28 protein-coding genes are annotated in these 26,390 nt (G+C 36.9%); 9 read left to right on the top strand and 19 right to left on the bottom strand.

Features of this window, described 5'->3' with window-relative positions:
* The first annotated feature begins 49 nt into the window (after positions 1-49).
* Together ACVWYN_RS14590 and ACVWYN_RS14585 are read left to right on the top strand one after the other, a co-directional pair.
* Positions 50-1,765, top strand: coding sequence for a TlpA family protein disulfide reductase (locus tag ACVWYN_RS14590; protein ID WP_457289606.1), 1,716 nt, complete (start codon positions 50-52; stop codon positions 1,763-1,765).
* Positions 1,766-1,850: 85 nt separating this feature from the next.
* Positions 1,851-2,753, top strand: coding sequence for a DUF6263 family protein (locus ACVWYN_RS14585; RefSeq protein ID WP_457289605.1), 903 nt, complete (start codon positions 1,851-1,853; stop codon positions 2,751-2,753).
* Positions 2,754-3,083: 330 nt separating this feature from the next.
* On the opposite strand, the gene ACVWYN_RS14580 is transcribed toward ACVWYN_RS14585, so the two are convergent.
* From ACVWYN_RS14580 to trxA, 6 genes are all read right to left on the bottom strand, one after another.
* A complete protein-coding gene (locus ACVWYN_RS14580; protein ID WP_457289604.1) occupies positions 3,084-4,175 on the bottom strand; it encodes a hypothetical protein in 1,092 nt (363 codons plus the stop codon).
* An 11-nt stretch (positions 4,176-4,186) separates the two neighbouring features.
* Positions 4,187-4,825, bottom strand: coding sequence for an alpha/beta hydrolase (locus ACVWYN_RS14575; RefSeq protein WP_457289603.1), 639 nt, complete (start codon positions 4,823-4,825; stop codon positions 4,187-4,189).
* A 10-nt stretch (positions 4,826-4,835) separates the two neighbouring features.
* A complete protein-coding gene (locus ACVWYN_RS14570; protein WP_457289602.1) occupies positions 4,836-5,771 on the bottom strand; it encodes a ring-cleaving dioxygenase in 936 nt (311 codons plus the stop codon).
* An 81-nt stretch (positions 5,772-5,852) separates the two neighbouring features.
* Positions 5,853-6,086, bottom strand: coding sequence for a hypothetical protein (locus ACVWYN_RS14565; RefSeq protein ID WP_457289601.1), 234 nt, complete (start codon positions 6,084-6,086; stop codon positions 5,853-5,855).
* A gap of 117 nt (positions 6,087-6,203) precedes the next feature.
* Entirely contained in the window at positions 6,204-6,437 is a 234-nt protein-coding gene (locus ACVWYN_RS14560; protein WP_457289600.1) for a Crp/Fnr family transcriptional regulator, read from the bottom strand.
* Between the two features lie 120 nt (positions 6,438-6,557).
* Positions 6,558-6,854: a thioredoxin gene (trxA, locus tag ACVWYN_RS14555; RefSeq protein WP_457289599.1), complete on the bottom strand. Its 297-nt coding sequence runs from the start codon at positions 6,852-6,854 to the stop codon at positions 6,558-6,560.
* Between the two features lie 70 nt (positions 6,855-6,924).
* On the opposite strand from trxA, the gene ACVWYN_RS14550 reads away from it, so the two are divergent.
* Entirely contained in the window at positions 6,925-7,257 is a 333-nt protein-coding gene (locus ACVWYN_RS14550) for a phage holin family protein (protein ID WP_457289598.1), read from the top strand.
* Between the two features lie 4 nt (positions 7,258-7,261).
* On the opposite strand, the gene ACVWYN_RS14545 is transcribed toward ACVWYN_RS14550, so the two are convergent.
* The 4 genes from ACVWYN_RS14545 to ACVWYN_RS14530 all read right to left on the bottom strand — a co-directional run bounded on the left by ACVWYN_RS14545 (position 7,262) and on the right by ACVWYN_RS14530 (position 13,432).
* Positions 7,262-8,773, bottom strand: coding sequence for a SulP family inorganic anion transporter (locus ACVWYN_RS14545; RefSeq protein ID WP_457289597.1), 1,512 nt, complete (start codon positions 8,771-8,773; stop codon positions 7,262-7,264).
* A 182-nt stretch (positions 8,774-8,955) separates the two neighbouring features.
* Positions 8,956-11,361, bottom strand: coding sequence for an outer membrane beta-barrel protein (locus ACVWYN_RS14540; RefSeq protein WP_457289596.1), 2,406 nt, complete (start codon positions 11,359-11,361; stop codon positions 8,956-8,958).
* A gap of 183 nt (positions 11,362-11,544) precedes the next feature.
* Entirely contained in the window at positions 11,545-12,636 is a 1,092-nt protein-coding gene (locus ACVWYN_RS14535) for an AI-2E family transporter (RefSeq protein WP_457289595.1), read from the bottom strand.
* A 37-nt stretch (positions 12,637-12,673) separates the two neighbouring features.
* A complete protein-coding gene (locus tag ACVWYN_RS14530) occupies positions 12,674-13,432 on the bottom strand; it encodes a DUF4369 domain-containing protein (RefSeq protein WP_457289594.1) in 759 nt (252 codons plus the stop codon).
* A 108-nt stretch (positions 13,433-13,540) separates the two neighbouring features.
* Between ACVWYN_RS14530 and ACVWYN_RS14525 the strand changes: the two genes are divergently transcribed.
* The 5 genes from ACVWYN_RS14525 to ACVWYN_RS14505 all read left to right on the top strand — a co-directional run bounded on the left by ACVWYN_RS14525 (position 13,541) and on the right by ACVWYN_RS14505 (position 18,661).
* A complete protein-coding gene (locus tag ACVWYN_RS14525) occupies positions 13,541-14,311 on the top strand; it encodes a M90 family metallopeptidase (RefSeq protein ID WP_457289593.1) in 771 nt (256 codons plus the stop codon).
* Positions 14,312-14,374: 63 nt separating this feature from the next.
* Complete coding sequence (locus tag ACVWYN_RS14520; protein ID WP_457289592.1) at positions 14,375-15,790, top strand: sensor histidine kinase; 1,416 nt, start codon at positions 14,375-14,377, stop codon at positions 15,788-15,790.
* Between the two features lies 1 nt (position 15,791).
* Positions 15,792-16,232, top strand: coding sequence for a response regulator (locus ACVWYN_RS14515; RefSeq protein ID WP_457289591.1), 441 nt, complete (start codon positions 15,792-15,794; stop codon positions 16,230-16,232).
* A gap of 27 nt (positions 16,233-16,259) precedes the next feature.
* On the top strand, positions 16,260-17,864 hold the full coding sequence (locus ACVWYN_RS14510) for an ATP-binding protein (RefSeq protein ID WP_457289590.1): 1,605 nt from the start codon (positions 16,260-16,262) through the stop codon (positions 17,862-17,864).
* 245 nt (positions 17,865-18,109) lie between these two features.
* On the top strand, positions 18,110-18,661 hold the full coding sequence (locus tag ACVWYN_RS14505) for a fasciclin domain-containing protein (RefSeq protein WP_457289589.1): 552 nt from the start codon (positions 18,110-18,112) through the stop codon (positions 18,659-18,661).
* A gap of 154 nt (positions 18,662-18,815) precedes the next feature.
* Here ACVWYN_RS14505 and ACVWYN_RS14500 read toward each other — a convergent pair whose 3' ends face one another.
* The 9 genes from ACVWYN_RS14500 to ACVWYN_RS14460 form a co-directional block, all read right to left on the bottom strand.
* The gene (locus ACVWYN_RS14500) at positions 18,816-19,361 is read right to left on the bottom strand and encodes a hypothetical protein (RefSeq protein ID WP_457289588.1); all 546 of its coding nucleotides are present in this window, start codon (positions 19,359-19,361) and stop codon (positions 18,816-18,818) included.
* Positions 19,362-19,363: 2 nt separating this feature from the next.
* Positions 19,364-19,855, bottom strand: a complete 492-nt coding sequence (locus ACVWYN_RS14495) for an RNA polymerase sigma factor (protein ID WP_457289587.1) — start codon at positions 19,853-19,855, stop codon at positions 19,364-19,366.
* 24 nt (positions 19,856-19,879) lie between these two features.
* Positions 19,880-20,086 (bottom strand): hypothetical protein, encoded by a 207-nt coding sequence (locus ACVWYN_RS14490; protein WP_457289586.1) that lies wholly within the window; start codon positions 20,084-20,086, stop codon positions 19,880-19,882.
* A 95-nt stretch (positions 20,087-20,181) separates the two neighbouring features.
* Positions 20,182-20,424, bottom strand: coding sequence for a hypothetical protein (locus ACVWYN_RS14485; protein ID WP_457289585.1), 243 nt, complete (start codon positions 20,422-20,424; stop codon positions 20,182-20,184).
* 245 nt (positions 20,425-20,669) lie between these two features.
* Positions 20,670-21,065 carry a (deoxy)nucleoside triphosphate pyrophosphohydrolase gene (locus ACVWYN_RS14480; RefSeq protein ID WP_457289584.1) on the bottom strand — a complete coding sequence of 132 codons (396 nt, stop codon included), beginning with the start codon at positions 21,063-21,065 and terminating at the stop codon, positions 20,670-20,672.
* A gap of 300 nt (positions 21,066-21,365) precedes the next feature.
* The gene (locus ACVWYN_RS14475; RefSeq protein WP_457289583.1) at positions 21,366-22,427 is read right to left on the bottom strand and encodes a hypothetical protein; all 1,062 of its coding nucleotides are present in this window, start codon (positions 22,425-22,427) and stop codon (positions 21,366-21,368) included.
* A gap of 171 nt (positions 22,428-22,598) precedes the next feature.
* Positions 22,599-24,014, bottom strand: a complete 1,416-nt coding sequence (locus ACVWYN_RS14470) for a COG3014 family protein (protein ID WP_457289582.1) — start codon at positions 24,012-24,014, stop codon at positions 22,599-22,601.
* A 23-nt stretch (positions 24,015-24,037) separates the two neighbouring features.
* Complete coding sequence (locus ACVWYN_RS14465) at positions 24,038-24,631, bottom strand: penicillin-binding protein activator LpoB (protein WP_457289581.1); 594 nt, start codon at positions 24,629-24,631, stop codon at positions 24,038-24,040.
* 57 nt (positions 24,632-24,688) lie between these two features.
* Positions 24,689-25,063 carry a hypothetical protein gene (locus tag ACVWYN_RS14460; RefSeq protein ID WP_457289580.1) on the bottom strand — a complete coding sequence of 125 codons (375 nt, stop codon included), beginning with the start codon at positions 25,061-25,063 and terminating at the stop codon, positions 24,689-24,691.
* 150 nt (positions 25,064-25,213) lie between these two features.
* On the opposite strand from ACVWYN_RS14460, the gene ACVWYN_RS14455 reads away from it, so the two are divergent.
* The gene (locus ACVWYN_RS14455; protein ID WP_457289579.1) at positions 25,214-26,386 is read left to right on the top strand and encodes a hypothetical protein; all 1,173 of its coding nucleotides are present in this window, start codon (positions 25,214-25,216) and stop codon (positions 26,384-26,386) included.
* Positions 26,387-26,390: the final 4 nt, after the last annotated feature.

Raw genomic sequence — 26,390 nt, 5'->3', positions numbered from 1 at the left:
GATTAGCTCATTTTTATTATATTGCCTTTGATTAATAACCAGATATCATATGCGCACTCCTCTCCTATATCTTCGGCTTACAATTGTTTTGGCTTTTTTAACACTTTCTCAATCTGTAACTTTTGCACAAAACGGGGAGAAATATAAATTATCGAAACTTAAAATTGCTGAGCAAAAGAACATCACCATAAAAGGAAATATTAAACAATTGGCCTTATATGGGAGTATGGTTGATGCTTTCGCATTTCAATATAGAGATTTGGTTACTAATGAACGTGTAACGATTCCAATAAATAAGGACACCGCAGGAAATTTTAAAGTCACTTTTCAGGTAAATAGTTATCAGCAAATTTCACTAGTCCAGGGTTATAAAATTCAGGGAGAGGATATCATATTTGGTGGATTAATTCAGTTGTACTTTTTCGTATCCCCAGGTAGCGATATGGAGCTAAATTTCTATGTCTCAAAAGATCATAAGATTAGGACTGCAGATTTTAAAGGAAAGATGGCAGACATCAACAATCAAAAGGTGGCCTATACCAATAAAACAGACCTAGATCCAAAAGCGAGTTTTTTAGAGTATAGTGAGCTGGATTCAATAAAGCCTGATGGTTATCCCGCTTTTAAACAATATGTTACTAAAAAGCTTAAGGAAGGTTTGGCTTATAACGCCAATTATTTTAGGGAACATAAAACAGGTGTGTTCTTAAGAAATCAGCTAGATATGAAGATGCGTTATACTGCCGCTAATTTTATATTTCAGGCACTATCTAGAACAAAGCAAAAAGATCCAGATCTGCTAAATTTTTTAAGTTCAAATGGAATTGTACTAAATAACCCTGCTGCATTTGGCAATGATAACTACAAGCTTATTGTGGATCAGTATTATCTGATATTGGAACGTGAAGCGATGGAAAACTATAAAGCGATAAAGGTTACTTTTCCAATGCTGGCAGAATACTTGCTTAAAGCACATCCGGAATTTCCATCAGTTGAGCGTTCATTATTCGTAAGAATAGCAGACACTGTTAATAGAGCTAGCGGAGCAGATAGAAGGAATTTTTATGATAATTACATGGCCTCCTACGGAAGTGAATATTCAACCGATTATAGCAATAGGATAGTTTTCGATTACATTTCTAAAAATAACGACCCTTTTATAAGAGACATATATTTAACCAAATTATTAAGAACCCAGTTAAAATTTAATCAGCTGGTTTATATCAATTCATTAATTGATGACTACAAAAAGATAGTAAATAATAATCCGGTAAAAGCCCAGTTCCTTAAAGAATACAATGAAGCCTATCGTGAATTCTATAAGGATAAGCCATCAGCCAAAACAGTTTATAATGATGCGAAAACATTGCCTGGGACTGCCTTTTTTCAAGGCATTATAGACAAATACAAAGGCAAGGTGGTGTACGTGGATGTGTGGGCAACCTGGTGTGTGCCCTGTTTAATGGAAATGGGAAATTCAAAGAAGCTAAGGGAAAAGCTGGCAGGTAAAGATGTAGTATTCCTTTACATTTGCATAAACTCGCCAACTGAAAGTATTTGGAAAACGTTAGTCGCAGGTCACAAGATTGAGGGTGAAAACTATTTTTTAAGCTATGATCAGTCTGATGATTTCAGTAGACAGTTTAATGTTAAAACTATCCCAAGGTATTTGATATTCGATAAAACAGGTAAAGCTGCTAATGAAGAAGCCCCTAGACCATCAGCAAGCAGCACTATAAATCGAATCAATACTTTGCTAAAGTAAACTATGCATAGAACCATAAAGATTTTGGAGTAGCTGTTTAATCCATTAGTTTTATTACCTTAATCGAATAATTAAATAACGCTTTATGAAACAATCTTTATTGCTCTTCCTAGCTGCAACTTTCCTTTTTAACTGCAAATCTGAACCTGAAAGGATACTGATTAAACTAAACAAAGGTCAGAAATACAATCAGCATATGATTTCAACATCGACTTCCAGTCAGACCATAATGGGCAAACCTATGTCTACCACGAGTATTTCAGATGCGGTGAACTTAGCTGAAGTTGTGGATGTTACCGATACTATTTATACAATTAAGATCACTTATGTATCCATGTCGGTAAAAATGGTTAAAGATGGAGTAGCTGTTCCAACAGATAACAACACTGTGGCTAAGATCCTTGACGGGTTAAAGGGCAAAGAATACCTTACTAAAATGTCTAATACTGGTCGTGTGATTGAAACTATTGGTGCTGATTCTCTTTTCTCTAAGTTATTTAGCAATATGCCGGGGGTTCCGGAGGCTTTTAAAACCGCTATGTTAAAGCAAATGGCTCATTCTTATGGTGATAAGGCCATTAAAGAAAACAGCCAAATGAGTACTAGTCTTTATCCCAATAAGGCAATTAAAGAGGGTGATACATGGACTACAAATAGATCTGGTGGTAATGAAATTATGCTGCCTAATATTGAGTCGATCTATACATTGGATAAAATAACCAGTTCTGAATATTTAGTTAGTATGAAGGCTAAATTGACTTTTAAAAGCACCGGTCCCGGTAGTTTACCGATACAGTACAATTTGAATGGCACAATGACTTCTAACAATAAAATTGACAAGAAGACTGGGATGATTACTGAAATCAAAATGAAGCAAGATATACTGGGCAATATAAAGTTAAACCAAAATGCATCTGCTCAAGGCAATGAACCTATTCCCATGCAAATTAAAGCAGAAACAATTATGACAAACACATTTATTAATTAAAAGTTATTTTTTTCTTTATAATATTCGTCATTCAGAGCATTTCTTGTCATTCAGTCCAGTCGTTGTCATTCAAGGGATTTCTTGTCATTCAGAGCGCAGCGAAGAATCTAAATCGCTAAGAAAGTTCTTTTTATTTTTGTTAAGATTTTATATAGTGCAATTGTGATAATCAGTAATTTGATCGGAGTTGTTAAGAGCCTAAAGAGATTCTTCACTGCGCGCTGAATGACAAAGGCTAGCCTGAATGACAAAGAAGGAACGAGGGTTAATCGATGAAGCCCTCTGCTTTAAGGATTTTGCGGACGTTTTCCATCTCTGAGTCAATAATACCTATAATAATAACTCCGTCCTTACCATCACTACCATAAAGTGCGTCGCACTAGCTTCCTTTAACACTTCTAATGAGGCTATATTTTTCTGAGGTATAACACTCAGAACACTGCGGTTACCTGACCCATGAAATGATCCCTTTAGAATAATATCTTTTTTACCATCCTTTATAACATATAAAATTGAATTATCTAGATCATAATCTCTAACACCTAGTACCTCACCTAGCGATGGAATTGGGACATAGGGTTTAATTCCGTAATAGGCAACGATTTCCTTTGCACTCAACTCCATTTCCTGATCGGTAAGCGGGCGATCGAAAAGCATAAACCTAGCCATTTCACCAACAAATGACTCTCTGCCGGGATGTTCTACAGCATCACGTTCCTGACCTATTGCCATCCTAGAAGGGTTAACGTTTTGACTTACCGGAAATGGATTACAGGTAATTGGTTTTGCGCCATCGTTAAGGTATAAAGAAAGGGTGACTGTTTCAGTTCCCTTCCCCATTCTGCCCATGATCAGGTAATACTGATCTTGTTTTACAACTTCTTTAGATGTTACATAAGGGTTGTTTTGATCCCAGCGACCGAACGTTATGGCGTTTCTGCTGCTCATCCAGAAGCTATTATCGTCATTAAAACCTCCCCAGAAGCCTTCATTATTTGGCTTGTTGCGCAGGTTACCGAAAAAGCAATTTACATTAGGTAACTCGCCGGATTGTTTTCCAGCCTTTAATACTGCAAACCAGGTGTATCCGCCACCTTTAGTGAGGTGATCAAAAGCATCTTCATCCATATTAACCAATTCTTGTTTGTTAAACACAAGGGTGTTATGGCCTTTAAGCGATGTGACTTTCTTGGTAAGTTGTGGTCGTCCAGATCCGGGTACTTTTCTTCCTTCATCCCGCTTGGAAAAGTCTTTCACTACAAAAGATTTCACCTGGTTCTTCCATCGCTCTACTTTATCACCATCTGCAACAACAACACCTTTATCAGCATTGAGGTCAACTATAAGCATATCTCGACTAACCTTTTGTGCGTATGCTGAACTGAGTATTGTTGTTAAAAGGAGGGAAAAGAGGAGCTTCATGATATTTGGTTTTATACACCAATATAGCTAAAATATTTACTATACCAATTTAAAGCCAGCGTTACATCTTGTTGCGTCAAATTATGCTTTGCGGGCAAGCTAACTGATTCTACATTAAAACCACCTGCCAGCAAAGCCTTCAGGTAATTCGCGGTACTTTTCGGATCAACAGTTGGGTCTGCAGCGCCATTGGTAATAAAAATAGGTACAGCGTTTTCCACTGTAATAGTACCCAGTTCTTTAAATGGCTGCATTGGTCTGAATAGGATGGCACCTGCCAAAGCATTAGGGTATTTTATCAGCATCGCACCTGCGATATTTGCTCCATTAGAATAGCCAAGGGCGATGAGTTTGCTGATATCAAAGCCTTCTTTTACGGCAGTATCTTGTAAAAAAGCCAGTAGTTCATCTGTTCTGAAAGCAATGTCTTTCTCGTCGAATATTCCCATACCCAAACGTTTAAAAAACCTGGGCATACCACGTTCAGAAACGTTTCCTCTTACGCTTAACAGGTTAATGTTTGCGCCAAAGCTTTCGCCCAACGAGATCAGGTCTTTCTCATTACCTCCTGTTCCATGTAATAAAAGAAGGGTATTGGCATCGGGATTTCCCGAAGCTTTGTATATGTATTTTAATGATTGATAGTTCATGATCTTTAGCTTAATCTAATTTTACTAATCTTGCTTCTATTTCTGCACGCTGACTTTCATATTGTACTGGTAATTTTAAATTTTGACCCAATTCTTCCAAGGGCTCATCTACTGTAAAGCCTGGGTTTTCAGTCGCAATTTCAAACAATACGCCTCCTGGTTCTCTGAAGTAAAGTGAATGGAAATAGTTACGGTCAATTTGAGGTGTGATACTCAAGCCAAGTTTCACTATTTTTTCCCTGAACTCCATCAATATCTCGTCGTTCTTAACTCTAAATGCCACGTGGTGTACCGTTCCGTTGGCATTAAAGCCCCTGTTTTCTGATGGGATTTCCACGATGTCTATTATTGAAGTTTCATTAGCAGCATCAGTTGCATAACGGAATCTATTACCTTCTGTTACCATCAGTCTATAACCAAACACATCAGTTAATATAGCTTCAGTAGCTGTTTTATCTTTCAACGTCAACGTTACATGATGAAAACCTCTTGTAGCTGTTTCTGTAGTAACCTCATTGGTTACCCATGGTTTGCGACTGTCATTCTCTACTTCAGTAAGCTCCAGTTTCAAACCGTCAGGATCTAGAAAGGTTAAATATTTCTGACCAAACTTTTCTGCAGGTTTATTATAAATTACATTATTGTCTTCAAATCTTTTGATCCAGAAGTCGATACTTCCTTTTGGAATGGCGTAACCAATCTCTGTAGCCATACCTGATCCTTTTCTGCCTTGTTGTATTTCATCACCCCATGGGAAGAAAGTTAAGATGGTACCAGCGCTACCTGTTTCATCGCCAAAGTAAAAGTGGTAGGTATGCGGATCATCAAAATTTACTGTTTTCTTTAAGAAACGTAATCCCAATATCCGGGTGTAAAAGTCAAAATTGCGGTTGGCGTCTCCTGCTATTGCAGTGATGTGATGGATGCCTAAAATTCTATTTTCCATGATCTTTTTGTTTTTAATACATCAAAGATAGGGTGACATAAATCACCTGGCATTGAACTAGGACAAGAAAGAATATGATGTCTATTTTTTTTCTTTAACCATTCGTTTGCGCACTTTACTCAGGAACTCAGGCGTCATACCCAAATAGGATGCAATATAGTGTTGCGCTACGCGCTGGGGGATAGTTGGGTAATGATCCAAAAAATCAAGATACTTCTGCTCTGCAGTTTTAGCAATGCTAAAAAACAGCCTGTTTTGCATTGAAGCCACGTTACGCTCAACCAGAATGCGGTAAAAGCGTTCAAAGCAAGGCACTTTTTCTAATAATTCTTCTTTACTGCGAGGGTTAAGGTAAAGGAGTTCACAATCTTCCAGTGTTTCGATAAAAAGGTTACTGGGTTTTTGATTTGCGAAACTTGCTATATCGCTTATTCATCCATTTTCTATACCAAACTGAATAATCACTTCATTACCGTGATCGTCTATATAATATTTACGTAAACATCCCTTTACAATGAAAGCTTCAAAGTTGCAAATTTCTCCGGCACGGAGCAGAAAGGTTTTTTTAGGATAAGTCTTGTTTTTTAATAGCTTATTGAATTGACCAAGGTCTTCAACGCTAAAACTCACATAACTGGTTACATTCTTATTAATTTCTGAGAACATACTATGGATCTATACAGGTATTTAACATGCTGTAAACCAATATTGTATAATTAACAACCTTCCCATACAGCAAATTTTACCTGAATATATGGTTTTAAAAAATAAAAACTTATTTAAGCCCTAAGAAAAACCGTCAATAATACCTTTTAGCTGACTGGCCTGTATTACGCCGCTTCGTCGCCATTTAATTTCTCCATTTTTAAATACTATTAAAGTTGGTACACCTTGTATGTTATATTGGGCAGAGACCTTGGGGTTTTTATCCACATCAATTTTTAGAATAGTAGTTTCTTCTCCCACCATTCCTTTAAGCTGCTGCAGTATTGGTGCCATCATTTTACATGGCCCACACCACTCGGCCGAAAAATCTACCAGTACCGGTTTATCTGAGTTTATGATTTCCTGAAAACTTGCCATAATATTATTTTTAGTTACTATATTAACACCTCAACAAATCAATTGTTACATTAGTAAATATAAAAACACTATGAATTTTATTATACAGTTGCTTATTGATGCAGGTATCCTTTTAGGTATGACTTATCTACTGCCTACAGTACGTATTAAGAATTATGTTACTGCAATCTGGGTGGCGCTTGTTATTGGTTTACTTAATGCAACAGTTGGTTTTATAATCAGGGTGCCGCTAAATATTGTAACGCTGGGTCTACTCTCCTTTCTTATCCATCTGGTAGTAACAGCATTGATGATAAAATTAGCAGATGTTTTATTTTCTGATTTTGAAGTAAAAGGTTTTGTTCCTGCAGTAATCATTGCTCTGGTCATGGCAATTATTGGCAGCCTTATTACGGTATTTTAGTAGACTATAACTTCTCCAGTATATTAACTTCAATAATACCTGCAGCATCTTTTAGCAATATCCTACAATCATCACTTAGGTTACTTAAAAAAACCATTTTACCCTCTTTTTGATAGCGCTGTGTTAATTTATGGAGGGCGTCTATCCCAGACATATCTGCCACTCTGCTGTCTTTAAAGTCAATGATTACCCGATTCGGATCTGCCACTATATCAAATTTCTCATTAAAGGCCGTTACAGATCCAAAAAATAACGGTCCGTATATTTCATAATGTTTTGCACCGGTATCGTCTATATATTTCTTAGCCCTTATTCTTTTCGCGCTATCCCAGGCAAAAACAAGAGCTGATATGATGACTCCGATTAGCACCGCAAGGGCGAGATTATGGAGCACAATGGTGATAATTGCTACTGTAATGCCTACAAAGATATCTTGTTTTGGCATCTTATTAATAATCCTAAAACTGGCCCACTCAAATGTACCTATAGCTACCATAATCATTACCCCAGTTAAAGCTGCCATTGGTACGCGACCGATTATAGGAGCACCAAACAGGATGATGGCAAGGATAGTTAGCGATGCAACAATACCAGAAAGTCTGGCCCTAGCTCCTGCAGAAAGGTTTACAAAAGTCTGGGCAATCATAGGGCATCCGCCCATACCAAAGAAAAATCCATTTAAGATGTTGGCACTACCTTGTGCTATACATTCTCTATTCCTATTGCCTCTTGTTGCCGTGATCTCGTCAACCAGATTTAAAGTAAGCAATCCTTCTGTTAAACCTACTCCTGCCATAACTATTCCATACGGAAAAATAACTTTTAGTGTTTCAAAATTGAAAGGGATCCTAGGGATGTGAAACGGTGGGAAACCACCACTTACAGACGCTATATCTGCAACTGTTTTGGTAGGAATACCAAAGCCCAATACCAGCAGGTAAACAACTATAATGGCTACAAGCGATGATGGAACAGCTTTACTTATTTTTGGAAAAAACAATACAATTGCTATGGTTAAGGCCACCAATCCACCCATTATCATTAATGGTGTACCGATTAACCATGTTGTAGTACCATTAACAACAGTTTTAAATTGCGCTAACTGTGCCATGAAGATAACAACTGCCAACCCGTTTACAAAGCCATACATAACAGGCTGTGGTACTAGCCTAATGAACTTACCCAGTTTAAATAAGCCAATGCAGATTTGTATAACGCCTGCCATTGCCACTGCGGCAAAAACGTATTCCAATCCATGCGTCTTCATCAAAGCGATTAGCACAATTACCACTGCTCCGGCACCGCCGGAAATCAAACCCGGTCTGCCTCCAAATATGGAAGTTACCAATCCCATAATAAAAGCCGCATATAAGCCTGTAAGGGGCGGAAATCCAGCCAGTATGGCAAAGGATAAAGACTCGGGCATCATAGTCATGGCTACGGTTAGACCAGCCAAAACCTCGGTTTTGTAATTTATTTTCTTAGAGAAATCAAACAGGTTTAAACTAAAGGGCATTGAATGAGGTTAAGCCTACAAATCTATAAAATTTAAAAACAACTTATTAAAGGGGATGTTGTATTACCAAAACTACCATTATGAAAAACACAACAGTATTAAACGACCTTATAGAAATTAACAACGACCGCGTTGCGGGATTTGTAAAACATTAATGACCAGAACACAGACTAAAGGTTATGTTATTGCGATTTAACGCGTCTACCTTCATCTTCCGAACTGTTGGAACGTTGCCTTGCAGCCTTAATTTCTTTACTTCCAAAACGATAGGTACAGGTTAAACGGAAAACCCGGCTCTCCCAACGCTCTTTTACAACATATTTTTGAGATGGCAGGGCACTTGTTATTCTACTTCTTTGTAGATTGAAAACATCATTTGCAGCCAGCTTAAAATCCATTTTCTTATCCAAAAGAGATTTCTTAATCCCAAAGTCTATACCATATTGCGGATCAATAACTATTGTTCCGGAGATTTGCTTCGACTGATAGTAACCGCTCATTTCTAGACTAGTAGTTGTGTTTAATTTAAAAGTTTGGTTTGTATTAAAATTTAGTGCCACCTTTCCGCTATCATACTTTGCACCCAACAAATCTGGAGTTTTAAAATTATTATAATAAGTAGTTAAGTTATTGCTGGTATTCCACCACTTGGTTATTTGTAATGGATAGCTGATGTTTAAATTGTAAGAATCTTGAGTAGCTAGATTTTGATTAGAAATGAAAATGGTTTTCTTTACTGTATCCGTCAGTAAAACATCTGTTATTACATCTGTTGTACGGCTATAGCCAACTGTTATGTTTAAGGTTTTTTTGTAGGCATAAGAAAGCTCAAAGGAATTGGTGTATTGTGGTTTTAAGAATGGGTTACCATAACGGTAAGAATACAAATCTACATAGCTAATGAAAGGATTAAGAGAACCATAATCCGGCCTGTCTATCCTTCTGCTGTAGGAGAAACCTAGTTCATGATCTTTTGATAATTCCTGATTTATAAATAGGCTTGGAAACAGGTTTAGATAGTGCCTGTTTACTACCTTTTTATCAGTGATGGAATTGCCTTTAGAATTGGTTTGCTCAGCGCGAACTCCCAATTGCAAAGAGGTCCCCTTAAATTTTTTTCCAAGATTGGCATAAGCTGCATTAATATTTTCATCATATAAGAACTGGTTGCTTCTTTTTTGATCATTGGTCCACGCGTTGTTTTCAAAGTTCTCAAACATAAAGTTATTGTCTGTAGCTACAAAGCTGGTCTTTAAACCCATTTCCAGCTTAGTCTCTTTATTTATTGGGTAAGTGTAATCTGTTTTTGCAGATCGGATGGTTGTCTTTGTTGGTCTGGCATTCCTGAAATAGTAATCTGGCTTAAGAGTTTTACCAACAGCATCATAATACATATTGTTAAAGTCATTCTTCTCTTTACCGATATACTGTGAGAAATCTGCATCTGCACTGATTTCCTGACCCAATGTGTCTAAAACGCCCTTATAGTTAAGGTTGTAAGACATACTAGTATAATGAGAATCGCTGGGATTTTTTGCCCCTACAGAAGAATCTGCTTTACCGGGCCTGTCGCCAATCAGCGTAAGCACATTAGCACTATTATTTCCGTTGCTGTTTGAGCCATTAAAAGCAAACCCTATGGTATTATTGTCGTTAACAAAATAATCAATACCCGCCTTGTAATTACCATTACTTCTAATCTTTAGCGCTAAATTGGTCTGATCAAAATAGGTCTTATCTGCTACAGTATTGTTTACCCTTACGATGTCGGTACTACCAAATCTCTTACCTTTACCAAAATCAGTATTTCCATATATATTAAACTTCTTTTCACGATGATTTAAGTTTAGTCCGCCATACGCCTTATAATATTTTCCATAACCTGCACCTGCAGTTATCGCACCATTTGTTCCGTAATTCCTGTTCTTTTTAAGTTTGATATTAATGACCCCCGAATTGCCCGCAGCATCGTATTTAGAGGAGGGATTAGTGATCAGCTCTATGCTTTGTATTGCGTTACCTTCTGTAGAACGCAACAGATTTGCCAATTGTTCTGATGACAAATAGGTTGGCTTTCCATCAAGCATGATATTAACACCCTGTTTGCCCCGCAGACTAATATTTCCATCTTTATCCACCGTTACTCCCGGCGATTTTTGTAGTATTTCTAAAGCGCTGTTACCCGCTGCAAGAGCGCTATTTTCTACATTGATCACAGTCTTATCAACCTGACGCTCAATCAATGGCTTGTGCTTAACTATTTCTACGCCTTTTAACAATTGTGCATCTGGCAACAACTGTACCTCTCCTATCTGATGAATTTTTAATGCTTCTGAATACTGGTAAGGACCTTTGAATGTCTTTCTATAACCTATAATATAAAAAGCTATCAAGTAATTTCCGGTTTTAATTCCTGAAAATGAAAAACCGCCATTATCATCACTTAGCGTACCTTTTACTACCGTAGAATCTTTGGCATTTAGTAAGCTTACTGTGGTGTAAGGAAAGGCCTTTTTGGATTCATCTAAAACTTTTCCTGATAGTTTTCCTTGAAGATCATTTGTTTGTGCGTTAAGTTGCAGCGACATTAAATTGAAAAACATCAATATACTACATAAAGTAAAAAAACGGGTGTAATTGTTCTGGTTCATGCTTATATGACGTCCAGAACTGGCAAGAGTTGCACGGTTATTTATACTATTATACCAGTTTCACTTCAATCCCGACCAACTGCCAATAAATGTCTACAAACAACTACAATCAGAAACAACTTACTTGGCTGCTACGGTCTTTTTTCTCCTAAACCTCTTCAACTGACCCATGTGCTCAGTCGGCACATTATCTCCAAGTAGCTTGCCCCATGGTTTTAACCCATCTATACGATCAAAAATGATCTTAAGCACGGCAATAAAAGGAATAGAAAGAAACATACCTGGAATACCCCAAAGTGCCGCTCCTAATAACACAATCACGATAGAAATTAGTGCATTGATCTGCACTTTAGAAGATACTATCCTTGGAACCAATATGTTATTATCTACAAACTGGATAACTGCGTAAGACAGTAAAATGAGAAGCTGGGTAGTAAATCCATCTGTTGTAACTGTTGCCATCAATATAGGTAATGCAATGGCTACTATACCTCCTATATATGGTAAGAGGTTCAAGATGGCACCTATCACTCCTATTAATATGGCATTTTGTACCCCAAGTAAAATTAATGCTGCAGAATTTAACACTGCAACAATGGAGGTTTCTATTAAAAGACCAACTATATAACTTTGAATGGCAGACTTAGTTTCTGTTAAAATCTCTCCTACTTTACCTTGATTCTCCTCAGAAAACACTTCGTAAAAGAAATTAAGTATCAGCGTTTTATAAAGCATCATTAGGAATACATAGACAGGGATCAAGAATACAATACTCAGCATCGCTAAGATGCCACTTAATGTCTGCCCTATCATGCCCTTGCTGCTATTGGCGGCTTCACTAACCAATTGTTTTTGCTTACTTGCCGAAAGTCCTAATGACTTTTGAAGCCAAACTTGTATCATATGGATCAGCTCGTTGAATTTTGTTTTAATTGCATCCAGGTCATCAAAGAAATGGGCAACCTGGGTAGACAAAAAGTAAAACACACCAATAAGTATTATAATAGCTAATAGCAGGGAAATAATAATTGCCAATATCTTGGGCATTTTACGCTCAAGTCTGTTAGACAATGGATTAAGTAAAGTTGCTATCAGGCAGGCAAAAGCCAACGGAACCAGTATGTCTTTTAGGACATATAATATGAATACTGAAATTACCAGTCCTAATAATATAACAGGAACCTTAATGTAGAAAGGATATTCTTTAAGCATGAACAGTTATAATCAATTCACATACCAATTTTAAAAGTTATTTCATGTTTACTATTGCTTTGCTGATGTTTTGCCCAACATTTGTTGCACGTAGTGCTTTTGAAAATTGATTAAACTCTTTTTTAACGGTACTTACCTCCCTTTCATCGCCTAAAAGAATTCTTTCTTCCAATAAATGCAGTGAATACCAGGAATTTGGATGCGATAAACGAAAATTCCTTTCCATTACTAAACGTTCCTTTTTGAGCAGCTTATCCTTTTCTATGAACCTATTGCGGTATTGCTGATCTTTTTTTTCTTCTGCAGTACCGCTTTCGTAGGCTTTGGAAAGGTCATCAAACTTGGATTTATTTGGTGCAGCGAGTGCCAAGAAAAGCTCCTGATCATCGTTTATTTGCGACCCCTCTATTTTTGCGTATTCAATAGAATCTTTAGCAATGAGTTTTATTACGCCCGGTTCCAGATAAAACAGCAAACGATCCTCATTATCAGGGTTTATCTTATTTACGCCACTATGTTTGATTCTTAGACTGGCATCACAAATGTCTGTAATAATGCAACTAAAAAAGAATTTTCCACCTACAACAGCTGCACTATCGATGCTTTGATTGTCAGCATGACCGTAGGTTAATATAGCTAATTTTACACCCGAAGCAACAGACATACTTCCTCGTATTTCGAATTTTAATGCTTCAATGGGTTTTGGTTGACTAATATCATTAGCTTGCTCCTGCTTTGGCGAATGGCAACCAGTAAAAATTAGTAATGAAAGAAGTATAATAAGTAAACCCCGCATAGTAAATTAACACGTATATTTAATTGTTGATTGCCGCAGAAATTTAGGACTTTTATACGAAATATCAAATCATCTTTATTTACATTGACTGCATAAATATAATTCACCATGATTTACATTGCTATCCTGATCGTTGTAATTGCAGCCAGCTATTTTATATTCCGTAAAAAGAAACCTGTAATACAATATAAACCCATTCAACTTAAACAACTATTATCCATACATATTGAATTTTATAACCGATTAAGCCCGGCTAAACAAGATTTATTTGAGCAGAAAATTGAGCAGTTTCTTTCTTATGTAAGCCTTGAGGGAGTAGGATTTGAAGTTAACGATACCGACCGGATCATGGTGGCAGCTAGCGCAGTGATCCCCATTTTTGGTTTTGAAGGCTGGACTTATAGAAACATCACTAATGTGCTTTTGTACCCGGATACTTTTGATCATGAGTTTCAATTTGAGGGAGAAGGCCGCAATATTGAAGGAATGGTAGGTAGTGGATACATGAATGGACAAATGATCTTATCCAGAAGTGCGTTGCAAAAAGGCTTTTCTAAAAACGCAGGCAAGGAAAATACGGCAATCCATGAGTTTGTACACCTGGTTGATGGTGCAGATGGGGCAACCGATGGTATACCTGAAGGTTTTCTTAAGCATAAATACACTGCACCCTGGGTTAAAATGATGCATCAGGAAATCAACAGAATAGAAAAAGGCCATTCAGATATTAATCCTTATGCCATCACAAACCAAGCAGAATTTTTTGCTGTTACTTCAGAATATTTTTTCGAAAAACCAGAACAGTTTCAAAACAGTCATCCTGAACTTTATACGATGCTGAGCCGTGCTTTTGCGCAAGATACTGCAAAGGAAGTTTAACTTAAATAAATCAGTCAAACTTTCTATAGCATAAATCATAAAATGTTAAGTTATGCTAATATTATGTTAGATTTAGAGACTTACCCAAAGGAAGTCATTTCAGAAGACCACCTGATTTCCCAAGACTTCACCTTTTTTAAAGTACAAAAGCAGCATAGCTATATGGAGAATGACGATTCTAATGAGTTAATCATTGCAAACAAAGCCATTGATTTTCAGAATAAAGAGAAAGAACTCCGTGCAGGTGAACTGATAATTGCCAATAATGAGCTTATTTTCCAGAATCAGGAAAAAGAAAAACGGGCAAATGAACTAGCTATTGCGAATAAAGAGCTTGCTTTTCAAAATAGAGAAAAGGAAAAGCGCGCACAGGAATTGGTTATCGCTAATGATGAACTCGCTTTCCAGAATAAAGAGAAGGAACTCCGTGCCGCAGAACTAATAGTGGCCAATCAAGAGCTTGTTTTTCAAAATAAGGAAAAGGAGCTACGGGCGGCCGAACTCATTATTGCAAATAAAGAACTCGTCTTTCAGAATGAAGAGAAAGAAAAGCGTGCTCAGGAATTGGTTGTAGCCAATGCTGAACTGGCTTTCCAAAACAAAGAGAAAGAGCTTAGAGCTGCTGAACTGATTGTAGCCAATGAAGAGCTTGTTTTTCAAAACAAAGAGAAAGAGCTGCGGGCTGCTGAGCTTATTGTTGCCAATGAGGAACTAAAGAAAGCTGAAGATAATGTGCGTAAGCTTAATGATGAACTGGAGCAAAAAGTTATAGAAAGAACTGCCCAACTAGAATCTGTAAACAAAGAACTAGAGTCTTTCTCCTACTCCGTTTCGCATGATTTACGAGCCCCTATACGTGCTATTGACGGCTACACAAAAATAATAATAGAAGACTACAGCGATAAATTTGATGAAGATGGACTAAAGATCCTGAAATCTATCATCAACAATTCTAAGAAAATGGGGCAGCTAATAGACGATCTCCTCGCCTTTTCTAAGTTGGGCCGAAAACAGGTAGCTTTTTTAGAAATAGATATGATGAAGCTGGTATCCTCGGTAAGAGAAGAACTGATGTTTGGAGCTGGAGAAAATGTACCCAAATTTAAAATCGGCGCCCTCCCTGCCGCAAGTGGCGACCAGGCATTGATTAAACAAGTTTGGATTAACTTGATATCTAATGCAATCAAGTACTCAAAATATAAGGAGAATACTACAATTCAGATAGACTCTTATACAAAAGGAAATCAAATTGTATATTCGGTAAAAGATGAAGGTGCAGGTTTTGATATGGCTTACTATGATAAACTTTTTGGAGTTTTCCAGCGATTACACTCCCAAGCTGAGTTTGAGGGTACTGGAATAGGTTTAGCTATTGTTCAAAAAATAGTAAGCCGACACAATGGTAGTGTGTGGGCGGAATCAATATTAACTAAGGGCACCTGTTTTTATTTCAGCTTGCCTAGTATAAGCAAATTTTAAAATGAATTACGACAACATTGAAATTTTATTCGTTGAAGACAGCTTTGACGACGCCATGTTAACCATGCGTGCATTAAAAAAGAGTGGTTATAACAATAAACTGCATCATGCTACGGATGGTGCAGACGCCCTAGATTTTATGTACTGCAAGGGGATTTATAGTGAAAGAAATATAAATGACCATCCAAAGCTGATTTTACTTGATCTTAAAATGCCAAAGGTTTCAGGACTACAGGTGCTTGAAAAGATTAAATCGAATCCAGAAATGAGTTCCATTCCTATAGTAATGTTAACTTCTTCTAATGAGGGGCCTGATATTGAACAATGTTATGCACTTGGAGCAAATAGCTATATTGTTAAACCGGTAGACAGTGATAATTTTTTCCAAGCCATTAAAGCAATTGGTTTGTATTGGATGGATTTAAGTCAGAGTGGCAATTAACTGACCTAAAATTCAAGTATGATAACTATGCTGAGGATCTTAATTCTGGAGGACAATGAAACTGATGCAGATCTGATTAATCGCGAACTGCAAAAGTCTGGGTTGCAGTTTACTTCAAAGATTGTACATACTCGTACAGGATTTGAAACGCTCCTTGAAGATTTTCAGCCAAACCTGATCCTATCAGATTATTCAATGCCATCATTTGATGCCGCTACCGCATTTAAAATTAAACAACAAAAGCATGCACACGTACCTTTCATCATTGTATCTGGCACTATTGGTGAAGAGAATGCGGTAGAATTAATTAAACAAGGTGTTACTGATTATATATCAAAGCAAAAACTTTTCACGCTTTCTACAAAGATAGACAGGGCATTAAAAGATGTTGAGCATGAAAAAGAAAGGCAAATTATAGCTAGTAAGTTAAAAGTTCAGCAGGAACAACTTCAAAAAGCAAATCAGAAACTTATTGCTGAAAAAGAAAAAGTTAGGGTAATCAATTTAGAACTTTCTGTCTTTAATAAGGAACTGGAACAGCGGGTAGAAAGAAGAACAAAAGCGCTTGCTGAAAGTGAAAGCACCTTCAGAACCATGATGGAAACCATCCCTCAAATAGCCTGGACAAATACAATAAAGGGAAAGGTGATGTTTTATAATCAACGATGGTATGATTATACAGGCCTGATTGAAGATGAGTATGGATTGCGTAGTTATAACGCGGTAATAAAAATGGAAGACCGCCGAATGTATGCTACTCAATTCAGGAGTATCTTAAATACACAAAGTGGTGGCGAATTTCAAGTCAGAGCAAAGCGAGCTGATGGAGTTTATAGGTGGCACCTGATCCGTATTATGCCTATTTTGGATGAACATAAAGAAGTTCGTCTTTGGGTAGGAACTGCAACTGATATTGAGGAACTTAAACAACTGCAGCAGCATAAGGATGACTTTATAAGCATTGCCAGTCACGAGTTGAAGACACCAATAACCAGTTTAAAAGCTTCCCTTCAATTGCTTGATAAGATAAAACATAAACCGGCATCAGAAATGTTATCAGTGTTGATTGGGCAAGCCAATAGAAACCTGAACAAAGTAAATGTTCTGATTGAAGATCTGCTCAATGCAAGTTTAGCAAACGAGGGACAGTTACACATTAACCAAAAGCCGGTTAATATAGGAATTCTAATTGCACAGTGTTGTGAGCAGGTACGCATGGAAGCCAATTACAATATTATAACACAAGGTGATGGAAATTTTGAGGTATTTGCTGATGCGGTAAGAATTGAGCAGATCATCGTAAACTTTGTAAATAATGCCATTAAATACGCACCACTATCAACTGAAATACTGATCAATATAGAAATAGTAGGACTAGACCTTAAAATCTCTGTAACAGACAAAGGCCCAGGTATCGATCCCAATAAACTAGCAAAATTGTTTGATAGATATTACAGAGTTGACCATAGTGATACCAGTTATAACGGGCTTGGATTGGGACTTTACATCAGCTCAGAAATCATTAAAATACACCACGGACAAATTGGTGTTAACAGCGAAATTGGTGTTGGTAGCACATTTTGGTTCACCATCCCACTAAAGGAACAAGTCATCCCGGCACTTACTGCTTAAGGGAAGTCTGGTATTGTACCACACCCACATCAAAATGTGATTTTACAAGCTTTATTACCAATGAAAAGCTATTACTCTCATCAATGCCAGAGAAATCCGAAAACCAGGAACATAAATACCTTTACTCAATTTAAGGTTTAAAAATTAAACACACCTTTATATCAGGCATTTAACGATTATTATTGGTTCTAAAAAACCAAAGGATCGTGGCAAGCGTAAATGCTGTCATACCTAAGAAAAACAAAATGAAAAAAATTATTCTATCTGTTGTTGCTGTAGTAACTATGGCATTAACAACTCAAGTTCAAGCTCAAAAAAACCCAATGGTTGGCGGTGCTGCTATGTATTCGACTAAGGATATTGTAGACAATGCAGTTAATTCTAAAGACCACACTACACTTGTTGCAGCAGTTAAAGCAGCTGGTTTAGTAGAAACCTTAAAAAGCGCTGGTCCGTTTACCGTATTCGCCCCTACTAATGCGGCATTCGACAAACTTCCTGCTGGCACAGTTGCAACTTTGGTTAAACCAGAAAACAAAGCCATGTTAACTAAAATTTTAACTTATCATGTAGTTGCTGGTAAAATGGATTCTAAAGCTATTGCAAAAGCAATTAAAGCTGGTGGTGGTAAAGCAGAATTAACTACAGTAGAAGGTGGAAAGCTTTGGGCCTGGATGAAAGGTAAAAAACTTGTCCTTAAGGACGAAAAAGGCGGAATGAGTACAGTAACCATTTCAAATGTAATGCAAAAAAATGGTGTTATCCATGTTGTTGATACCGTATTGATGCCAAAATAATTTTCAATTACCTATGAAAATTGAACCGTAGACGAGCAATTGTCTGCGGTTTTTTTGTTAAAATAACATTTCAAACTATTTGCGCTTAAATTCAAAATACAAATATTATTCTAAAAGGGTTTAATGAGGTAAACAAACATATGTGCTTCCCTTCCTAATCAAATCCCGCTAAAGCCTCTTTTAGCTTTTTAACCCTACTTGACCAAATTTTACTAAGTAAAAACACTTGTATTATTGTAAGAGCAATAATCGCTCCGACCACCAAATAAAACCTTGAAGGTGTAAAATTAACATTGTAACTAAAGAATATCATCAGTCCTAACGTGAATACCGTACGGGTTATAATGGAGCGTAAACCGTAAATCTTGGTATCCTTAATACGTTTCTTCAATGAACTCAATAGAGTAGGACTATCTACCATTTGATTGGTTAAACGGTACCCATAGATATTATGAATTAATGGTACCAATACCGAAAATATTAGAATCAAGTTGATATAACCCGGCTTTTCGGCGCCATCAAACGCAGAAAAATAACAAAGCATAAAGGCCGACCAACTAACTATTTCTATGGTAATTTGTATTCTTATTCCCTTTAAAACCGGGTGGTGCTTTTCTTCCAGCATGTAAATAATCTCCTCACTTGTCTTTTTATCGGGAGCTGCCATGTTCCATAGCGACTTCAGTTCATTCTCTTCCATTGTTATTTGATATAAGATTGGATTTTCGTTTTTATTCGGTTAATCTTTACACCGACATAATTTTCATTGATTCCGCTGATCTCTGCAATCTGCTGATAACTTAAATCTTCCAGATACAGTGTTATAATCGCTTTATCTGCGTCATTAAGTTTCTGTAAGGCTTTAAAAAGCTTTTCATGCCTGGTAATTTGTTCGTCATCCACCTGGTCATCCGCCACATCTGGTAGTTCTGATGGATAGCTTATATCAAGATTCTTCTTACGAAATGAGCTAATGGCTGTGTTTAAAGCGATCCTGTATAACCAGGTGCTTATTTTAGATGCACCTTTAAAGCTGGGGTAAGCTTTCCAAAGCTGATAGGTTATCTCCTGAAAAAGATCTTGACGATCCTCCGTCCTATCGCGATATAAACGACATATTTTATGAATAATGCCATTCTGCTGGTCAATCAATAGCACAAAATCAGCTTTATTTTTGTCGGCACTACTAACCATTGCTTTGTATAATTGGATGCATGATTAGCGAGCTTTGGACTGATCAGCTTCCAATTGACTTAATCTCTTCTGGATGGAATCAAGTCGATTAAGAATCACACTATTCTGCAGTTTCAAACTGTCAATCTGAACTTTAAGATCCTGATCTCTAATTTTTGAACGCTTCTCAGGAGAAGATGTTGGTCCGCAGGCTACCAATGTGACCATTAAAAAGGCAAGTAATAATTTCATATCTTAATATTTAACCAATTAGTTGCAAGACTGGATTGAAACTTACACAATTGGAAAAATAACTTTAAATATGAACTTTAAAAACTAACAATTATCTACCCACGAGCTTTAACTGCTTCCTTAACCATTTTAAGGTTAGTATATTTGAGACCCAAAATGATCAGAAATACAATCGGTGTTATAGTAAATACATTAAAACCGCGTTTAAGAGTAATGAATACCCCTGCTGCTGCCATTACTAAAACGCATATTCCAATTATTTTTGTTGATAAGGACATTAATCTTTGATACTTAATTAATTCTTCAGAAGTCATCTGATCAAGGTTTTCTTGTGTCATGTTTGTTGGCTATTGTTTGTCTAATTTAAACAAACTACCTTAAATCAACAAGAAAACCAAGGCTTATCCTATAATATACTAAAAAATCTAGCTTTATATAACTATATTACAGGCTATGAGTAATCTAGCATTTACAATGTTTGACCACAATGTTGGTTTATCAGAAATAATTTTAATAATTCTTGCCGTCTTTGTCATATTTTTAGTTATAAGGAATATAGGACTGAAAAATAAACCTAAATAGACTACAAAAAACCGGTGGCCGACAAGTAGTTTTTTACAATTAATATATCTGCAGCTGCCCAATCCAAATCTAATAGTTCTTTAGGGTGTAACCACTGATAACTGAGGTGTTCTTTTAGTTTTATGGTTCCGCTAACAATTTTGCAAACGAAAGGAATTAGATTGATAGCTAAATCAATATAGGAATGAATGTTCGCTGGCATTTCAGACAGCAATTCAATATCGACATCAAGTTCCTCTTTTATCTCACGGATAAGACAATCACGCGCACTCTCCCCTGCTTCTATTTTTCCTCCTGGAAATTCGATCTTAAGCGGCTGGCTCATATTGGCACTGCGCTGGGTAACGAGTACTTCTCCTTTTGTATTTACAATTATCGCACAGGTTACATGAATCATGAACTCGAAATATTTTCTTTTAAAACTATCGATTATATTGACAAATTACCAGTAATTTAATCAGCTCTCAGCACCGTCTGGAAATTCGTCGGCATGGTTAGGGGATGTGTTAGGGTTGGAGTTTGCATGACTGCGCATTCCGTCAGCATCCCGTCCGCCCTGAGTCCGCCTTTTTTCAGTAAAAAGGCGGACTCAGGGCGGACTCACTGCGCACTCACCGCGGATTCATGGCGAATCCATCCCAAAGGCTTCCAGAGTTATTCCCCTACCTATTAACCAAATTGTCGCTTCTTTATAATTTCAATACTTAAACTTAAGCATATCTCTTGTCGCATCCATATGCTTTTTTAAAAACCGTTCAGTTTCTGGAGTATAAAAATACATTATTTCGATATCCAATTCATTTTCCTTATGGATAAATAAAACCTTATACTTTTCATCTTTAGACAAAATATTTACGCGCTTGTTTGGAACAAAATCGTAAATCCCGCAGGAGTCTGCATTGAATGTTTTGTTTGAATAAGTGGTGGGAAATAATTCATATTTGGCATCAAAAGCAGGGATCCAATTTCTGTTGATATCAAAAGGCAATCCACCCGGGCCAGGAAATCCACGCAATTTCTCCCTATTAAAAGTATCTATTTGATTAAATGTTATAAAAATTAAGATGCCGTCTGCCGATTTCAGTGCTAGTTCACTATGAGCATGAAGGGCTCCTCCACGACCATCGTAGTAAATATTATAAATAGAATCGGATAATTTATAACCAACAGGGGGTCTAAAATCCAGGTCAAATTCCCTGAGTTTATGTTTAAAAGACCTATTGTAGTTTACCATTGCTCCACTAAACTTTTGGTTTTCTAAATATGTCCATAGTTTAACCATTGGAATGGAAGCAATATTATCAAGGAATGGAAAAAGGTTTAATACACTTGGGTTAGATAGCTTTTTTGTTTCCATAAACGTCCAAAATTTACCATTCCCATCACTGAGCGCTAATATAGGTATTGCTAAATTATAGACTCCACCCGGACAATGCCCTGAATATCGAAGGTGAAGTATTGCGTATAAGCCATTGTTAGCTCTATTTACTTTGGAGATATCTACAATATCAACTGCCGTAAGTACCTCACCGGCATCAAGCATTTCCATTTTATTTTTTTGAAACTCCCGCTCTAATCTGGATTTACCGCCATTGATATTAAAAAGACTTGGATAGGTATATTTCAAAACTGTATTTACATCGCCTTTTAACGTTGCGTTGGCATACAACGTAGCATCTCTCTTTAATGATAGGGTATCACATTGTCCATTGACAGCCAAAGCAATAAAAATGAAACAGATGGTAAGGAGGTTACGCATTATTAAAACTAGCAATAATAATTGATTACTATGCTTCATCTAAAACAAGTTCCATACAGAGGAATTGAATTGCGAAGCGGTTTAATTAGTTTACAAAATTTGACTTTCGTTCAAAATGCTATTATGAGTAATCAGGAATTGTTAATGGGTCTAACAGCCGAGTAGTTCTCGTTATCTCAATGTAGAATAATTATAGAACTGCAGTCTTCCGTTTCCGTTTATGGTTATCGTTTTGGTTTCATCACCACCTGAATTGTTTTTGAAATTTAGGGTAATGGTATTAACTCCAGTTTTTAAAGGGACTCTGGCATAGTTAATTAGTGCAGGCAAGGATTGCCAGTTACGGGTATCAGCTTTCTCTGATAGTAAACTATACAACTGCATACCAAAACCTAATCCTTCCAATAAACTATTGTCTTTACCCTTTTCTCCAGTGCCTTTAGCACTTTCTTTAAGCACATATTCTGCGCTTTTTTTAACGGCAATCCTTGTTAAGGTTTTACCCATTTCTTTTAGAAAACGCTGATCCAATGTTTTAAACGCCAGATAATTGATATCCTCTGCTTTCTCAAAAACAAAATTAGTTTGGCCGTTACTAATGGTTGCTCCAGTATAATATGGGGGTTGCGCTACGTATTTTGGATAGGTTGCCCGCAGACTGGAAACACCATTAAGATTGATGTCTCCCGTTCCCTGATAAGGGATGAACACATTACCTCCGTTTGTAAAAACCAGGTCGCCGTTACTACCTTTAATTAGCGAGAAAAAGAATTCTTCCTGCTTCTTAATGGGGGCAACACCATTCTCCCAAAAGAAGACTACCTCTCCTCCTTCTAATTTGGGTTGTGGCTGGTATGTGGTATGGAATAACTCTTCAAAATGGGAAAGCTCGGTTTTAAAACCGTTAACATAGGCCATTCTTAACAAATCATGTTCAAGAGTTTTAGGCATTGTAGTGCCGTACCAGGTACTGTCCTTTGCATTCAGGTAAACTTCGGCAGCATTTCTATAGGCAATGAAGGCGTTGTTCAAATCATTTGCACTTTCATAAATTAGGCCCTGAAGCATTAGTGAAAAGGCATCCTTAGAATAGCGTTTTTCTTTGTTATTAAACTTGTCATCCTGCTCCTGAGATTGGAGACTTATTCTTATGGCTTCTACTATTGCGTCTTCAGTTTTGTTTAAGTACAAGTAATTAAGCGCCTTATAATAATGGATCATAAATTTTTCGAAGTCTTCTCCTTTATAGGTCTGATTCATTGGGTTTACCAAAGTACCTACAAGCGCATCTGCAACCCCAGCAGAGCCATTCTCCAACAGCTGATCGGCCTCATTGAAATAATTATTACTGACTTCAAATTCTCCATTAAGATGGCTGGTTTTTCCGCGCTCCATCAAAAACAGCAACTTATTTCTGGGCTTTTTGAGCAATGCATTCTTGTCTAGTTCTCTACCTGCTTCGGCATAGTTACCCGCTCTAATCTGCTTGTAATAACCAGCGATCTTGTCATTATAACTTGCACAGCTGAAAAGAAAAGGCATCAATCCGATTACAATTGATGCCCTAAAAAATTCTTTGGTATTCATATAGATAAGGCCTAAACTAAGCCCTAATTTTTAACTGCTTTTGTGATTTTTTTATCACCAATCCATACCACCTCGTTAGTTTGTATATCCGTAAGTTCTAGGTTTACCTGATAATAAACCACCTTGTTTCTTTTATGTGAGTCTACAATAGAGTTGATTGAACCTTGTAAAATGTAATCAGCACCATTTTCTAATCCAAACTTCTTCATTGTGGAGACTGAGGCATTATCTTGTTGATCGGCTTTTTCTGCACGCAACTCTTCTCTTTGTTTACCCCCTTGAACCAGACGAATGGCACCATTTTTAACAAAAGAAGACTCCACATCCTTAACAAAGGTTTCTGCATCTATGTGCTCGTGACTTTTGTTTTGAACCAGACCAACAATGATGGTTGGTTTTTTACCTGCCTTACTTTCTAAATATGCAGGCAACCATTTTGCTGATGCAATGCTTTTTGTCATCTCATCTGCTACTAGCCTGGAATCAGTTGCGTTCCAGTTTCCACTAATATCCGGCGCACTTTCTGTATTTATACGAGTTACTTGTCTGCCGCATGCACTAAGCATTACTCCTAAAATTGCAATTGCAGTAATGTTTTTTAATTTGTTGAAATACATAATTTATAGTTTGATTTGTATTATTTAATTGGGTTAATTATTTGGAAGATTGCAGTATTACCAACCAAAATGGGATCCTCTGTTGTAATTTCTATACCCATTACCATAATTGCGGTACCCGAAATTGTTGTACCTAAGGGTTGGGTAAAAGAAAGGACCACCATAAAAGGAATAGTCTACCAGCGAGTTCTGATAATTAGTTTCCCTTCTCAATTTGCGTTTTGCTTCCCGGTTCTCATACCAATCGTATGCTTTATAGGTTTCCTGAATGGTTGTTCCCTGGTTGCTGGTTAATGAATCAGACATGTTCATGTATTTCGCCCTGCTTCCTTCATAACGTGGATTTTGATCAGCTACCAAGCTTGCTTGTTGAGCATTGCTGTGTAATGAAAGGACAATCAAACTTGCTAGTGTTATCAGAATAGTTCTCATATCTCAAATTTGCTAATGTTATCTTATAAAGACGATAAAAAACACAAAAGGTTACATTAGATGGTAAAAACTAAATGGTTGAAGGGATTTAGCATAAAAATATTGCAGTAATAATAGGCATATCGTATCTTTCAGTATTAACATATATATATGAATGCTTTCAAATTTACACTGTCAATATTGTTATTCACTTTTGCTTTTTTGCATGTAAGTGCACAGAAATATGGGGAGAATGGTACAGCATGTGTGGTAACAAATAAATACAACCTGGTGCAGCGTTTAAAGATGTATCCTTTTAACAAAGCGGTTAAGGTAAAGGCAATTGCTTATGAAAACGTAAATGGTGAGGTTAGAGACACCTCAAAAATAATGAACTTCGGCTTACATTTAAAGGGGGGAAAGCTGGATAGTACCAGTATAGCTTTTTCGACCACCCTCAATGATAGACAAATAGATAAACTGTCTGCTATATTTTTCAATACTGGCTTTAAAGGAGCGGTAGGCGTGGAAGATTTTGGAGCACGATTTATTCCTAGAAATGCTTTCATTTTTTTAGACAAGGATGATAATGTGATTGATTACCTGGAAGTGTGCTTTGAATGCTCCAGAAATCGTTCACTGTCAGACAAGGATATCTTTGGAGTTGCATGTAGCCAAAAATATGATATGCTTAGGGCTTTTTTAAGGGATATAAAAATACCCATCTTTTCTCCAAAGTATGATCTGGATCACTTTTGCAAAGAGTGTAAATGGAATGAGTTTCCTGACATTAAAAAATCTACTAACGATATTGAAGTACGTTTCCGGGCTAACGGTCATGCTGGCCCAAATTACACTGCTATTTTAGCAAAGAACACTGAAAAATACGAAGCTTTTTTATATAAAAGAGAGCATTTAATGGCAGTGTATGAAAAGACAGGCGACTATGACTCTCCAATGTTAAAATATAAGATTACAGACCATGACCTCGATTCTGTAATGAAAGCCATTACAGCCATTGGAGTATTTACATTGCCTAGTCAAACGGTTAGAGATTCTTTATACAATGGCAATTTCCTGATTGAAACTAAAAAAGGAACAGAATATAGAACTTATGGTTTTGCTTATCCAGATGAATGGATCAAAAAATATCCTGATGTGGATTTATATAAAAGCTACAAATTGTTGACAGACTTGTTTTTTAAATTTTGGCGGGGAGCTATCAAAGAAATGAGCGACGATGAAAGCCGGCGTTACCGTGAAGAACAGGCACAAGAATTTCCTGACCCTGCAGATGCAGAGGCTGACAAGTTCATAAATCAGTTATTTGGAGGTAAAGGATAATGCT

This window comes from Pedobacter sp. UYP24, assembly GCF_054057295.1.
Note: the sequence above shows the minus strand (reverse complement) of the source record. Positions and strands in the feature narration are given on the sequence as shown.